The sequence below is a fragment of the Gordonia oleivorans genome (assembly GCF_040044975.1).
GTDB classification, from domain to species: Bacteria; Actinomycetota; Actinomycetes; order Mycobacteriales; family Mycobacteriaceae; genus Gordonia; species Gordonia oleivorans.
On sequence record NZ_JBDZDI010000019.1, the window covers coordinates 14265 to 27494 of the forward strand.

The 13230-nt window shown below is 68.7% G+C and carries 13 protein-coding genes; 9 read left to right on the forward strand and 4 right to left on the reverse strand.

The annotated features are described in order from the left end of the window. Positions 1-45: 45 nt before the first annotated feature. From ABLE92_RS20595 to ABLE92_RS20610, 4 genes are all read left to right on the forward strand, one after another. Complete coding sequence (locus ABLE92_RS20595) at positions 46-1443, forward strand: FAD-binding oxidoreductase (RefSeq protein ID WP_348806656.1); 1398 nt, start codon at positions 46-48, stop codon at positions 1441-1443. Positions 1444-1516: 73 nt separating this feature from the next. Further along, positions 1517-2722, forward strand: a complete 1206-nt coding sequence (locus tag ABLE92_RS20600; protein ID WP_348806657.1) for a cysteine desulfurase family protein — start codon at positions 1517-1519, stop codon at positions 2720-2722. Beyond that, the gene (mnmA, locus tag ABLE92_RS20605) at positions 2722-3852 is read left to right on the forward strand and encodes a tRNA 2-thiouridine(34) synthase MnmA (RefSeq protein WP_348806658.1); all 1131 of its coding nucleotides are present in this window, start codon (positions 2722-2724) and stop codon (positions 3850-3852) included. The genes ABLE92_RS20600 and mnmA overlap by 1 nt, the downstream gene beginning before the upstream one ends. A 10-nt stretch (positions 3853-3862) precedes the next feature. Continuing rightward, on the forward strand, positions 3863-4903 hold the full coding sequence (locus ABLE92_RS20610; protein WP_348806659.1) for a uroporphyrinogen decarboxylase/cobalamine-independent methonine synthase family protein: 1041 nt from the start codon (positions 3863-3865) through the stop codon (positions 4901-4903). 94 nt (positions 4904-4997) lie between these two features. Here the strand turns inward: ABLE92_RS20610 and ABLE92_RS20615 are convergent, their stop codons facing one another. Next, positions 4998-5378, reverse strand: a complete 381-nt coding sequence (locus tag ABLE92_RS20615; RefSeq protein WP_348806660.1) for an MmcQ/YjbR family DNA-binding protein — start codon at positions 5376-5378, stop codon at positions 4998-5000. 188 nt (positions 5379-5566) lie between these two features. On the opposite strand from ABLE92_RS20615, the gene ABLE92_RS20620 reads away from it, so the two are divergent. Both ABLE92_RS20620 and ligA read left to right on the forward strand, forming a co-directional pair. Continuing rightward, complete coding sequence (locus tag ABLE92_RS20620; protein WP_348806661.1) at positions 5567-5842, forward strand: GlsB/YeaQ/YmgE family stress response membrane protein; 276 nt, start codon at positions 5567-5569, stop codon at positions 5840-5842. 67 nt (positions 5843-5909) lie between these two features. Further along, the gene (gene ligA / locus ABLE92_RS20625; protein ID WP_348806662.1) at positions 5910-7982 is read left to right on the forward strand and encodes an NAD-dependent DNA ligase LigA; all 2073 of its coding nucleotides are present in this window, start codon (positions 5910-5912) and stop codon (positions 7980-7982) included. 108 nt (positions 7983-8090) lie between these two features. Here the strand turns inward: ligA and ABLE92_RS20630 are convergent, their stop codons facing one another. Beyond that, positions 8091-8600, reverse strand: coding sequence for an O-acetyl-ADP-ribose deacetylase (locus ABLE92_RS20630; RefSeq protein WP_348806663.1), 510 nt, complete (start codon positions 8598-8600; stop codon positions 8091-8093). An 86-nt stretch (positions 8601-8686) separates the two neighbouring features. Continuing rightward, positions 8687-9355 carry an ACT domain-containing protein gene (locus ABLE92_RS20635; protein ID WP_348806735.1) on the reverse strand — a complete coding sequence of 223 codons (669 nt, stop codon included), beginning with the start codon at positions 9353-9355 and terminating at the stop codon, positions 8687-8689. A gap of 153 nt (positions 9356-9508) precedes the next feature. On the opposite strand from ABLE92_RS20635, the gene ABLE92_RS20640 reads away from it, so the two are divergent. The 3 genes from ABLE92_RS20640 (at position 9509) to gatA (ending at position 12016) form a co-directional block, all read left to right on the forward strand. Then, positions 9509-10078, forward strand: coding sequence for an antibiotic biosynthesis monooxygenase (locus tag ABLE92_RS20640; protein ID WP_348806664.1), 570 nt, complete (start codon positions 9509-9511; stop codon positions 10076-10078). A 130-nt stretch (positions 10079-10208) separates the two neighbouring features. Beyond that, positions 10209-10523 carry an Asp-tRNA(Asn)/Glu-tRNA(Gln) amidotransferase subunit GatC gene (gatC, locus tag ABLE92_RS20645; RefSeq protein WP_348806665.1) on the forward strand — a complete coding sequence of 105 codons (315 nt, stop codon included), beginning with the start codon at positions 10209-10211 and terminating at the stop codon, positions 10521-10523. Continuing rightward, positions 10520-12016 (forward strand): Asp-tRNA(Asn)/Glu-tRNA(Gln) amidotransferase subunit GatA, encoded by a 1497-nt coding sequence (gene gatA / locus ABLE92_RS20650; protein WP_348806666.1) that lies wholly within the window; start codon positions 10520-10522, stop codon positions 12014-12016. The genes gatC and gatA overlap by 4 nt, the downstream gene beginning before the upstream one ends. Here gatA and ABLE92_RS20655 read toward each other — a convergent pair. After that, positions 11986-13227: an alpha/beta-hydrolase family protein gene (locus tag ABLE92_RS20655; RefSeq protein WP_348806667.1), complete on the reverse strand. Its 1242-nt coding sequence runs from the start codon at positions 13225-13227 to the stop codon at positions 11986-11988. The two genes, gatA and ABLE92_RS20655, sit on opposite strands and share 31 nt — an antisense overlap. Between the last annotated feature and the right edge of the window lie 3 nt (positions 13228-13230).

Consider the following 13230-nt stretch of genomic DNA (forward strand, 5'->3'; position numbering starts at 1 on the left):
ATCGATCAGCCAGCACCGCTGGATCACAGTCACACAGGAGAACGCATGTCATCGATCCCCGAGGCGACTCGCCCCGTAGCCGCCGACCCGATCACCGCGGACGTCACCGCGCTGCAGGCCGCGGTGCGCGGCGCCGTCCACCGCCCTGGAGACCCCGGATACCCGTCGGTGACCTTCAACGTCGCCGTCGCCCAGAATCCCTGGGCGGTCGTCGACGTCGCCGACGCGGCCGACGTCGCCGCGGTGATCGGATTCGCCTCCGCCCACGGGATGACGGTTGCGGTCCACGCCACCGGTCACGGCGCCACTCCCGTCGGTGACGGGACGATCGTGGTGCGCACCGCCGCGCTCGACGACTGCGTCATCGACCCGCAGACACGGACCGCGCGCGTCGGCGCCGGGGTGCGGTGGCAGACGGTGATCGACGCCGCCGCACCGCACGGCCTGGCGCCGCTGTGCGGCTCCTCGCCGAGCGTCGGCGTGGTCGGCCTCTTGACCGGCGGCGGCATCGGGCCGCTGGTCCGGACCGTCGGCATGTCCGCGGATCACGTGCGGTCCTTCACTGTGGTCACCGGCACCGGTGCCGTCAAACAGGCCACATCCGAGATCAACCCTGAGCTGTTCTGGGGACTCCGCGGCGGCAAGTCCACCCTCGGCATCATCACCGAGGTGGTCATCGAACTCCCGCCCATCGCCGAGATCTACGGTGGCGCACTGTACTTCGACGGGACCGATGCCGAGGCCGTGCTCCGCGGCTGGCGCAACTGGGCGCAGGCGCTGCCCCGGGAGGTGAGCACCTCGCTCGCGCTGCTCCGACTGCCCGAGATGCCCGACGTCCCGCCGATGCTGGCCGGCCGCCTCAGCGTCGCGGTCCGCGTCGCCGTGGTGGGCGACCTCGCCCACGGCCCCGACCTGATCGCTCCGCTGCGAACCCTCGGCACCGTGCTCCTCGACGCCGTCGGCGTCATGCCCTACGCGCAGATCGGGGCCATCCACGCCGACCCCACGGCGCCGATGCCGGCTGCCGAATGCGGGACCCTGCTGCGCGAATTCACCGACGACGCGGCCACCGAACTGCTGCGGGTCGCGGGACCGGAATCGGGCTCGCCGCTGACCATCGTCGAACTACGGCTGCTCGGTGGTGCGCTCGCCGACCGGCCCGCGGTTCCCAGTGCCTTCTGCCACCGCGACGCCGCCTACACCCTGCACACGATCGGCGTCCTCGTCCCACCGATCGCCGATCTGCTCACCGCCGCCGGAATGCAGACCGTCGATGCGCTACGACCCTGGGCGCACGGTGGTGAGATGCCCAACTTTGCGACCACCACCGATGCGGCGTACATCCGCCGCTGCTACGACGAGGACACCGCCGCCTGGCTGTCGGCGCTGGCCGCGCAGCACGATCCACGCGGGGTGCTCCACGTCGGCCAGGTGGTCCGGTGACCGAGGCACCACGCCGATGTGGCGGCGTCAGGAATTTGTCGCTGCCGGTCACGCGTTTATCCTTGGCATCGACATGTCTTTCCCCAGCCGAGTGCCCGTCTACCTCGACCACGCCGCATCGACCGCGATGCGTCCGGAGGCGATCGAGGCGATGAATGCCGTCCACGCCCAGCCCGGCAACGCGTCGTCGTTGCACGGGTCGGGCCGCTGGGCGCGTCGTCTCCTCGAGGAGGCCCGCGAGACCATCGCCGCCGCCGTCGGCGCCCGGCCGTCCGAGGTGATCATCACCAGCGGCGGCACCGAGGCCGACAACCTCGCCATCAAGGGGATCTACTGGGCCCGACGGCAGGCCGACGACCGCCGCCGGCGGGTGGTGATCTCCGCGATCGAGCATCACGCCGTCCTCGACGCCGCCGAGTGGCTTCAGGCGCAGGGCGCCGAACTGGTGATCCTGCCCGTCGACACCCAGGGATTCGTCTCACCGGCCGATCTGCGCGCCGAACTCGCCGAGCACGGCGCGCAGACCGCGCTGGTCTCGGTCATGTGGGCCAACAACGAGGTCGGCACCGTCGAACCCATCACCGAGTTGGCCGCGATCGCCGCGGAGTTCGGCGTGCCCATGCACTCCGACGCCGTGCAGGCAGTCGGGCACATCCCGGTCGACTTCGCCGCGAGTGGACTCTCGGCGGTCAGCATCGCCGCCCACAAGTTCGGCGGACCGCAAGGTGTCGGTGCCCTGCTGCTCGGCCGCGATGTCGCGTGCGTGCCGTCGCTGCACGGCGGCGGACACGAGCGGGATGTGCGGTCGGGTACCCAGCCGGTGGCGGCGGTCGTCGGAATGGCGACCGCACTGCGGCTGGCCACCGAGGAACTGGCCGACTCGATGCGGCAGGTCGCCGCGCTGCGTGACGAGTTGTTCGCGATCCTGCTCGACGTTCCGGGCAGCAGCGCGAACGGACCGATGGATGAGCGACGCCTACCCGGAAACGTCCACATCTCCTTCGAAGGCTGCGAGGGCGACTCGCTCCTGATGCTCCTGGACGCCAACGGTGTCGAGTGCTCGACCGGCTCGGCCTGTACCGCCGGTGTCGCGCAGGCCAGTCACGTGCTCCTGGGTATGGGCATCGACATGGCCAGTGCGCGCGGATCGCTGCGCTTCTCCCTGGCACCGACCACCACCCGCGCCGACATCGAGACCGTCGCCGAGGTGATCGGTGAGGTCGTCGAACGGGCCCGCGTCGCCGGGCTGGTCGCCTCCCCGAGTGGGAAGGCCCGCTGATGCGCGTACTGGCGGCGATGAGTGGCGGCGTCGATTCGGCGGTCGCCGCGGCCCGCGCGGTGGAGGCCGGCCACGACGTCGTGGGCGTGCACCTCGCCCTGTCCACCGCACCGGGGGCGTTGCGCACCGGCTCGCGGGGATGCTGTTCCCGTGAGGACGCCGACGATGCGCGCCGCGCCGCCGACGTGCTGGGCATCCCGTTCTACGTGTGGGATTTCGCCGATCGGTTCAAGGACGACGTGATCGACGAGTTCATCGAGGCCTACGCCGCCGGTCAGACCCCGAATCCGTGCCTGACCTGCAATGAGAAGATCAAGTTCGCCGCCCTGGCCGAGAAGGCGATCGCCTTGGGATTCGATGCGCTGGCCACCGGTCACTACGCACAGCTGACCGACGGGGAGCTGCGCCGGGCGGTCGATGCCGACAAAGACCAGTCCTATGTGCTGGCCGTACTCACCCGCGAACAACTCGACCGCGCGATGTTCCCGATCGGCGACACCCCGAAGCCCGAGATCCGTGCGGAGGCGGCGCGTCGGGGGCTGTCGGTGGCCAACAAGCCGGACTCGCACGACATCTGCTTCATCCCGACCGGCGACACCCGCGCCTTCCTGGGTGCCCGCATCGGCATTCGCCCCGGCGCCGTCGTCGACGCCGACACCGGTGAACGCCTCGCCGACCACGAGGGCGTGCACGGCTTCACGATCGGGCAGCGCAAGGGCCTCGGTATCGAGGCGCCCGCCGCGGACGGGCGGCCACGGTATGTCACCGACATCGATCCGGAATCAGGAACCGTCCGAGTCGGATCCGAGGAACACCTGCAGGTGTGGATGATCCGGGCATCGCGTGCGGTGTGGACCTCCGGACAGACACCCGACGGGCCGTTCGAGTGCATCGTCCAGGTGCGTGCGCACGGCGGGATGGCCCCGGCGCTCGCGACCCCGATCGACGACGCCGACGGACCCGGCATCGAGATCTCGCTGGCCGAACCACTGACCGGCGTCGCCCGCGGACAGGCGGCGGTGCTGTACCTGCCCGACGCGCAGCGCGGTGACCTCGTGGTCGGCTCGGGCCGCATCAGCGTGACCTCGTCGACGCGACCCGCCGACACCCACGCGGTATCGGCACGGTGAGCACCGGCCGATGAGCCAGCCGCCCACCGGCGTGGGAACCGGCGTCGGTTCCATGCCCGGCACCGACCCGATGCAGGCCGCCGCGGTGATCAACGGTGAACTCGACTTCGCCCATCTCGCCGAGCTTCCCGCGCGCGGCATCGGTGCCGACATGATCGGGCGGATGTCCGCGATCCTGGTGGACATGCCCATCGACGCATCCACCTGGGGGTACCGGCTGGGCACCCGGGGATCGTCGGTGGTGCGTCGCGCCCGCGGCTTCCTGAGTGCCGATCTCGATGCGGTGGAGGAGATCTGGGATACCGCGGGTTTCATCGGTACCGGACGCGCCGTCAAGGTACAGGCGGCGGGACCGTTCACCCTGGCATCCTCGATCGAATTGACCAACGGGCACAGGGCGATTCGCGATCCGGGGGCGCTGCGTGACCTCACCGACTCGGCCGTCGAAGGCGTCGGAACGCACATCGCCGAGGTCCGACGCCGGTTGGGTGCGGAGGTGACCGTACAGATCGACGAACCGATGATCGGTGCGGTCCTCGACGGCACGGTGCCACCGCTGACCCGGCTCGACGTCATCCCGCCGCTGCCGATCGCCGACGTCGCGAACGCGTTGGCATCGCTGGCCGAACGCATCGACGCGCCGATCATCATCCACAATTGCGGTGCGCCGCGCTGGGATCTGATCGCCCGGGTCCCGGGGGTGGCACACAGCGTCGACGTCAGCGCGGCCACCGCCACGACCATCGGTGCGGCAGCGCTCGACGCGGAGACACTCGACGGCATCGGAGCGCTCCTCGACCGGGGAGACGTGCTCGTCGCCGGGGTGGTTCCGGCGGAACGGGAGCGGCCCGGTGTGCGTGCCGAGACGGTGGCCACGTCGCTGGCGGCGGTGATCGACCGCATCGGATTGAGCCGAAAAGTGCTGTCGGAGAAGGCGATCGTCACGCCCACCTGCGGTTTGGCGGGCGCCTCCCCACGCTGGGCGACGACGGCCCTCGGTATCTGTGCCCAGGTGGGGGAGTTGCTGGCCACCGATCCGGACGCCCTGTAGCCCTCGACCGCGGTAGCTGCGCGTTCTCCTCCCACCTGCACGGAATGCATGGTGGGTATGTGGGAACTGCGCGTGCACCTACGGTCGGTGATCGTCAGCCGTCCAGCTTGGCGACCGAACGCTTCGGGGCGACCTGCCGGTAGCTCGCGTCGAGGAGTTCGGCGACCTCGGTCCAATCGGCATCGTCGTCGAGCAGGATCCCGAGCCACCCGTAGGGGCCCAGGTACGCGGGCAGGAAGAACCTCGGATCGGCGCTCAGCGCGTCCCGCTCGGCGGGGTCGGGGATGAACAGCAACGACTGATCATGCCGGGGCCCGCCCTTCTCACCGCCGCCGTAGTTGCCGAACATCTTTCCGCACCGGAACGTCGGGCGGCCGTGTGCGACAACCTCGGTGGTGTCCGGGAGGGCGAGCGCGATCTCGCGGACCCGGATCAGGTGCGGATCGGCGTCGTCGAACATGATCGGATGCGGCATGGGTGTCCTCTCCGCGCGTGGGCCGGAACCTCTTGCGCCGTACCGTACGCGAATCGGGTGACATTGCAGTGCGGTCTCGGATTCCCGAGGTCCTCGCCACAGCGGAGACGCGGACGTAGGCTGCGAACAGATCACGTCGAGCAGCGAGCGTGGTCCGCCATCGAGTAGGACAAACGAAGGAGGCGGCCATGTTCATGACCATCATCAGCGCCATCGTGGTGGGCGCAATCATCGGAGCACTGGCGCGACTGGTGATGCCGGGCAAGCAGGCGATCGGCGTGATCATGACCATCGTCCTGGGGATCGCCGGATCACTGATCGGGTCCTGGATCTGCTATTCGCTCTTCGGATACAGCAACGACAACGGCGGCTGGAAGGTCATCCCGTTCATCGTGGGAATCGCCGTCGCCGCGGCGCTGATCGCGGGGTATGTCGCACTGATGGGGCGACGCGCGGTGCACTGACCCCGGGTGAGTGGCGGGCGGCCGGAGGTCGACGAGGTCTGTCGGGGGGCTCCGATACCCTCATGACGTGGCAGATGAGGAGCAGACCCCGATCGATCCCGGCATCCGGGAGCAATGGTCGACGCTCGCCGAAGAGATCCGTGAGCATCAGTTCCGTTACTACGTGAAGGACGCCCCCGTCATCTCCGACGGAGAGTTCGATCGGCTCCTCCGCCAACTGCAAGAACTCGAGGACGCGCACCCGGAGCTGGCGACCGCCGACTCGCCGACGAAACTCGTCGGCGGCGGATTCTCCACCGCGTTCACCCCGGTCGACCATCTCGAACGAATGTTGTCGTTGGACAACGTCTTCGACGCCGACGAGATGCGGACGTGGGTCTCACGCGTCGAGGACGAGGTCGGTGCCGGTGTCGAGTACCTGTGTGAACTCAAGATCGACGGCGTGGCGCTGGCCCTGGTGTATCGGAATGGGGTCCTCGATCACGCGGTCACCCGTGGTGACGGCCGCACCGGTGAGGACGTCACCCTCAACGCCCGCACCATCGAGGACGTCCCGGCACGGCTGACGGCGTCACCGGAGTATCCCGTCCCCGACGTCCTCGAGGTGCGTGGAGAGGTGTTCTTCCGGGTCGAGGATTTCGAGACGCTCAACGCGTCGCTGGTGGCCGACGGCAAACCCCCGTTCGCCAATCCCCGCAACTCCGCGGCCGGTTCGCTGCGGCAGAAGAATCCGCAGATCACCGCTCGCCGTCGGCTGCGGATGATCTGCCACGGGGTGGGGCACACCGAAGGATGGCGGCCCGATTCACTGCACCACGCGTATCTGGCGTTGGGAGCCTGGGGCCTGCCCGTCTCCTCGCACACCACCAAACTCACCGGCGCACAGGCGATCCTGGACAAGATCGATTACTGGGGTGAGCATCGCCACGACGTCGAACACGAGATCGACGGGATCGTCGTCAAGGTGGACGATTTCGGGTTGCAACGCCGACTGGGGGCGACGTCGCGGGCCCCGCGCTGGGCGATCGCCTACAAGTACCCGCCCGAAGAGGTGACCACCAAACTGCTGGGAATCGAAGTGGGCGTGGGACGTACCGGACGCGTCACGCCGTATGCCGTGCTCCACCCGGTGCTGGTGGCCGGCTCCACGGTGGCGCGCGCGACCCTGCACAACGAGTCCGAGGTCAAACGCAAGGGGGTGCTCATCGGTGACACGGTGACCATCCGCAAGGCCGGCGACGTCATCCCCGAGGTCCTCGGTCCCGTCGTCGACCTCCGCGACGGCAGCGAGCGCGCGTTCGTGATGCCGGATCGGTGCCCGGAATGCGGTGCGCCGCTGCGCCCTGAGAAGGACAGCGACGTCGACATCCGATGCCCCAACGCCGAAAGCTGCCCGGCCCAGTTGCGGGAGCGCCTGTTCCATCTGGCCGGGCGTGGCTCCTTCGACATCGAGGCACTCGGGTACGAGGCGGCGACGGCCCTGTTGTCGGCCGGAGTCCTGAAGAACGAGGGTGACCTCTTCTCCCTGACCGCCGATGACCTGATCAAGACCACCCTGTTCACCACCAAGAACGGTGCGTTGTCGGCCAACGGAAAACGGCTGCTCGCCAACCTCGACAACGCCAAACACGTTGCGCTGTGGCGGGTTCTGGTCGGACTGTCGATCCGCCACGTCGGACCGACCGCCGCGCGGGCGCTGGCCACCGAGTTCGGTTCGCTGCAGGCCATCGAGGACGCCACCGCCGAACAACTCGCCGAGGTCGAAGGACTCGGGGCCACCCTGGCCACCAGCATCCGGGACTGGTTCGGCGTCGACTGGCATCGCGAGATCGTCGAGAAGTGGCGTGCCGCAGGCGTGTCCATGGAGGACGAACGCGACGAGTCGATCGTCCGCACACTCGAGGGCAAGACCATCGTCGTCACCGGATCGCTGCAGGACTTCTCCCGCGACGGTGCCAAGGAGGCCATCCTGGTCCGCGGCGGGAAGGCGTCGGGCTCGGTGTCGAAGAAAACCGACTATGTGGTGGTGGGGGATTCACCCGGCAGCAAGGCCGACAAGGCCGAACAACTCGGTGTGCCCGTCCTCGACGAAGACGGGTTCAAACGACTCCTGGAAACCGGTGACGCCGAACCGAGTTGACCATCGCCCCAGCACACCATGTCGCGGCACACCATGTCTCGGCACACCATGTTTCGGCACACCATGTTTCGTCACACCATGTCTCGGCACGGCTCGCCCTGTGGCAACTCACCTCGTGACAGCGCTGAACGCGTCGAACGCGCGATCATCGAACAATACGAAGCGGACCTGTGTGACCGAGGTGTCGGTGGCCCGCACCGTGGCCGCGGCGATCCGTGCCCCGTCATCGATCGGCCACCCGTAGATTCCGGTGGAGATGGCCGGGAACGCCACCGATGTCGCACCGAGTTCGTCTGCGACCCGCAGGGATTCGCGGTAGCAGGAGGCGAGGATCGCCGACCGGTCCGCGTGCGCCGAGTAGACCGGGCCAACCGTGTGGATGACCCACCGTGCACGCAGGCGTCCCGCGGTGGTGGCCACGGCCTGCCCGGCGGGCAGGCCATCGGGAAATCGGGTGGCGCGCAGATCCCGGCATTCGGCGAGGATCTCCGGACCACCCCGACGGTGAATGGCCCCGTCGACGCCGCCACCACCGAGCAACGACGAATTGGCCGCATTGACCACGGCATCCACCGATTCGGCGGTGATGTCACCCCGGACCAACGCGATCTCGACCACCCTGCGATTGTCGGCGCAGTTCGGATCGGGGGCAAGGGGCCGGGCTCAACCCACCGGGCAATCGGCTGGGGTCAAACCGCTGGGATTCAGCCTTCTGCGCGCAGAACCGTCGAGACGATCCCGGCGAGGTAGCCGAGACGCGCGATCTCCGACGGCCGGAAATCGGGACCGCCGATGCGGCCCAACAGGATTGCCTTCGCCCCGTCACCCAGTGGTGCCGCCGCCATCCGCGTGTCCATGTCCTGCCACGCCTGCGGAACCCACTCGGCTTCCGAGTCGAGTTGCGTCGCAGTGGTCAGCGGCAGCCAATCGGCCGTGGTCAGCGGGGTTTCCGGTGCACCCGAACTCCCGAACAGCTGCAGGACGCCGCCGGCCGCCCGCGTGATGACGGTGGCCCAGGAGACTCGGAGCACGCGGGGCGCGTTGTCGACCAGGATCTGCAGTCGGTCATTGCCGGCGGTGGCGACCTTGTCGACCAGTTCGAGTTCGCGATGGGTGTCCAACACACCCGAATACGGCCGAATCGAATCGACCCGTACGCCCTTGACCTTCTCCGCGGCGGTGATCAACGCGTCGGGCAGTGATCCCGGCGCGACCTCGACGACCAGATCGTCGACCGCATAGCCCTCACCGCGTTCGACGACCTCCAGGGAGAGGATGTCGGCGCCCACCGATCCCAGTTGCACGGCGAGCAGCCCCAGGCTGCCCGGGCGGTCTTGGAGGTAGACCCGTAGGAGGTACGACACGACGAGCATTGTCGCACCGGCGGGCGTGGCGTGCTCGGGGCGGTGCGCCGCCGGCGGATGCCCGGGGGTGACGTCGATCACGTCGACGAGGGACGAGGCGGTCCGTTCACGGTTGTCGGCAACGAACGTGCGTCCGGCCGGTGCAGCCGTGACGATGGGGGAATGACGGATCCAGCCGAGAACGCGGTCGACGAGTCCCCACACGTCACGACGTCGGTGGCCCGCCGCATCCAGCCAGGCCGCGAACACGACTTCGTGACCTGGACCGACGCCGGCATCGCATTGGCACGAACCTTCCCGGGATTCCTGGGCGGAGGCTGGCTGCGGTCGACCAAGAAACCGGACGAGTACTACGTCGTCTACCGATTCGCCGACGAGGACGCGCTCGACGACTGGAACTCGTCGCCGGTGCGCAAGGCGTGGTTGTCCCGCGGCGAGGGCGTCGCCGTCGAATACGCGACGCACCGGCTGTCCGGGATCGAGGGATGGTTCGAACCGCAGCACAACCTCACCAACGCGGTGAAGGTCGTCGGCGCCCCACCGCCACGCTGGAAGCAGGCCATCACCATCTGGCTCGGGTTCTTCCCGATGTCCCTGCTGATCAACGTGCTGGTGCTCGCCCACCTCGACGGCGTTCACATCGTCCTGAAAACCCTGATCGGCACCCTCATCAACACGCCGCTGATGGTCTATCTGGTGTTGCCGTGGATCACCGCCCGCCTGGCCAGGTAGCTGCACTGACCGTGCCGAGTCCGCCGTCGGCCGCGGCGTCTAGGCTTGATGGGGTTGTCGGCACAGTGCGCAGGCGCGGATGAGGTGCGCCCTCGTCTTCGAGTGCCAGGTCAGAAAGGACACGATCGACATGTCAGGGCAGTCAGAGTCCGCGATCACCCGCGAGGAGGTCGCCCATCTCGCGCGGCTGTCGCGACTGGCACTCGACGACGAAGAACTCGACGTCTACGCCGCGCAGCTCGATTCGATCCTGGCGCATGTCGCCCAGGTGTCCGAGGTCGCTGCCGACGATGTCCCGCCGACCGCCCACCCGGCCAAGCTGGCCAATGTGCTGCGCGCCGACGAGGTGGTGCCCGGCCTGACCACCGAGCAGGCGCTCTCGGGTGCGCCGGCCGTCGAGCAAGACCGTTTCGCCGTTCCGCAGATCCTGGGGGAAGAGCAGTGAGCACCGAGTCCGCCACCCGCGCCGCGAACGAGATCACCGGACTGTCCGCCGCCGACCTCGCCGCGAAGATCGCCGCCGGTGAGGTCTCCTCGGTGGAGGTCACCCAGGCGCACCTCGATCGCATCGCCGAGATCGATGATCAACTCGGCGCATTCCTGCACGTCAGCGGCGCGGAGGCGTTGGTAGCCGCCAAGGCCGCCGACGATGCGATCGCCGCCGGCGAAGCACCGTCCGCGCTGGCCGGCGTGCCGATCGCACTCAAGGACGTCTTCACCACCACCGACGCACCCACCACCTGCGGATCGAAGATCCTCGAAGGCTGGGTGCCGCCCTACGATGCCGCGGTCACCGCCCGGCTGCGTGCCGCGGGCATCCCGATCCTCGGCAAGACCAACATGGACGAGTTCGCGATGGGTAGTTCCACCGAGAACTCCGCCTATCAGGTGACCCGAAATCCGTGGGATACCACCAGGATTCCGGGTGGCTCCGGCGGTGGCAGCGCTGCGGCGCTCGCGTCGTATCAGGCGCCGCTGGCGATCGGCACCGACACCGGTGGCTCGATCCGGCAGCCGGCCGCGGTCACCGCGACGGTCGGCGTCAAACCCACCTACGGCACCGTCTCGCGGTACGGACTGGTTGCCTGCGCGTCGTCGCTGGATCAGGGCGGTCCGTGTGGTCGCACCGTCCTTGACACCGCGTTGTTGCATGAGGTGATCGCCGGTCACGATCCGCGCGACTCCACCTCGATCGACGTTCCGGTCCCGGATGTGGTCGGCGCCGCACGCGCCGGTGCCGCAGGCGATCTCGCCGGTGTGCGGGTCGGTGTGGTCCGTGAGTTGCAGGGTGAGGGCTATCAGGCGGGGGTCTTGGGCTCCTTCGAGAAGGCCGTCGCGGAGTTGACCGCGCGGGGCGCCGAGGTCGTCGAGGTGTCGTGCCCGAACTTCACCTACGCGCTGGGTGCCTACTACCTGATCCTGCCCAGCGAGGTGTCGTCGAACCTCGCACGCTTCGACGCCATGCGCTACGGATTGCGCGTCGGCGACGACGGACGCCACAGCGCCGAAGAGGTCATGGCACTGACCCGGGAAGCCGGATTCGGTCCAGAGGTCAAGCGCCGCATCATGATCGGCACTTACGCGTTGTCGGCGGGCTATTACGACGCCTACTACGGTCAGGCGCAGAAGGTGCGCACGCTGATCGCCCGCGACTTCACCGCGGCATTCGAATCCGTCGACGTCCTGGTCTCGCCGACCACCCCGACCACCGCCTTCCCGATCGGGGAGAAGGTCGACGATCCGCTGGCGATGTACCTGTTCGACCTGTGCACGCTGCCGGTCAACCTCGCCGGGGTGGCCGCGATGTCGGTGCCGTCGGGCCTGTCCGCGGACGACGGACTGCCCGTCGGTTTGCAGATCATGGCTCCGGCCCTTGCCGACGACCGGCTGTACCGGGTGGGCGCGGCCTATGAGGCGGCGCGCGGCCCGATCGCCTGAATCTGCTCGCGCCCATAACGGTGACCGGTTCCGACCGGCCCGTCGAGTGACGCCAGCAGATCTGCCGACGCCTGAATGAATGAGGCGACAGGCAGCCACGGCGGCCTGTGCACCGGCCTGCCCACCCGTCGGGTTCCGTCCGGTGGCGTGGGTCGATGCCACAGCGATCGCACCGACCAGCGGGTGACCGGGTCGGAGTCGTTGGCCACGATGGTGCGCGGCGAGGACGATCGACCGGTGTCCACACTGTCTGCCGGTACCCCGGCCAGCATGGTCGCACTCACCGCACCGGGGTGGGTGCGTTCGGCCCATGCCCGGGCGCGATCGGCCCCCAGCGCGCCGAGGCTCTGCCCGTAGAGATACACGCGGGGCAGACGCGCACCACCGGGTCGGCGATCACGCGCGTCGAGCACGTGACGCAACAGCGCGATCGCGCTGCGCGCGGCCGCATCGGGGTCGGTGAGGAACACCCGCCATGACGATGCATCCGCATACGGCAAGGTGAGTATGGCGACACCGGTGTGCCGGCCGCCGGGTGGAATCCGGCGTGCGGGCAGAAGCTGACCCGTGGGACGAATCTGGCTGCCGCCGAATCGATCCTGAATCTCGGCGATGGCCTGGGGGTCGACCCAGCCGGAGCCGGTCGGTACCGCGATCACCACAGCGGCGCCATCGAGCCCGCCACTGCGGACCCACTGTCGAGTGATCGCGGCCGCCGCTGTGTCGGTGTCAGTCGGTGGGTGGTCGGTATGAGTGGCCGCTTCCGCCTGGGCGGGTGGGGCGATCGAGCCCGCGACGACGGCTGTCAGCAGACTGGCGATGACGACGGCGCGACGTGACGTCCAGACGGAGATCGCGAATGTGGCAACGGCAGTCCCGAGCATCATCCACCAGTACGTCACGCCGATCGATGCGACACCGAGATCTGTGCGAATGGTGTTCTGCCACGCGACATTGGCGCTGACGGTGGAGGCCGCGGCGAGAGTGGCGACCGCCGGTATCAGGCGTCGGCGTGGCGACGAGTCCGCGGTTCGTCGGCACGTGGACAGGCGTGCCGCGATCGTGGCGATTCCTACGCATCCGGCGACGACGGCTGCCGAGGAGCCCGTGGAGCGAGGCAGCGAGCCGGGCCACAGGGCGATGATCAGACCGAGTGCGGCCGAAATCGGGACGCAAGCATGCGGTACCTCGACGGCGCGCGAAGTCCGCACGGC

What these genes read in the sequence shown, in the direction of transcription:
- ABLE92_RS20595 (WP_348806656.1), top strand. Translation starts at nt 46, where the DNA reads ATGTCATCGATCCCCGAGGCGACTCGCCCCGTAGCCGCCGACCCGATC.
- ABLE92_RS20600 (WP_348806657.1), top strand. Translation starts at nt 1,517, where the DNA reads ATGTCTTTCCCCAGCCGAGTGCCCGTCTACCTCGACCACGCCGCATCG.
- mnmA (WP_348806658.1), top strand. Translation starts at nt 2,722, where the DNA reads ATGCGCGTACTGGCGGCGATGAGTGGCGGCGTCGATTCGGCGGTCGCC.
- ABLE92_RS20610 (WP_348806659.1), top strand. Translation starts at nt 3,863, where the DNA reads ATGAGCCAGCCGCCCACCGGCGTGGGAACCGGCGTCGGTTCCATGCCC.
- ABLE92_RS20615 (WP_348806660.1), bottom strand. Translation starts at nt 5,378, where the DNA reads ATGCCGCATCCGATCATGTTCGACGACGCCGATCCGCACCTGATCCGG.
- ABLE92_RS20620 (WP_348806661.1), top strand. Translation starts at nt 5,567, where the DNA reads ATGTTCATGACCATCATCAGCGCCATCGTGGTGGGCGCAATCATCGGA.
- ABLE92_RS20635 (WP_348806735.1), bottom strand. Translation starts at nt 9,355, where the DNA reads ATGCTCGTCGTGTCGTACCTCCTACGGGTCTACCTCCAAGACCGCCCG.
- ABLE92_RS20640 (WP_348806664.1), top strand. Translation starts at nt 9,509, where the DNA reads ATGACGGATCCAGCCGAGAACGCGGTCGACGAGTCCCCACACGTCACG.
- gatC (WP_348806665.1), top strand. Translation starts at nt 10,209, where the DNA reads ATGTCAGGGCAGTCAGAGTCCGCGATCACCCGCGAGGAGGTCGCCCAT.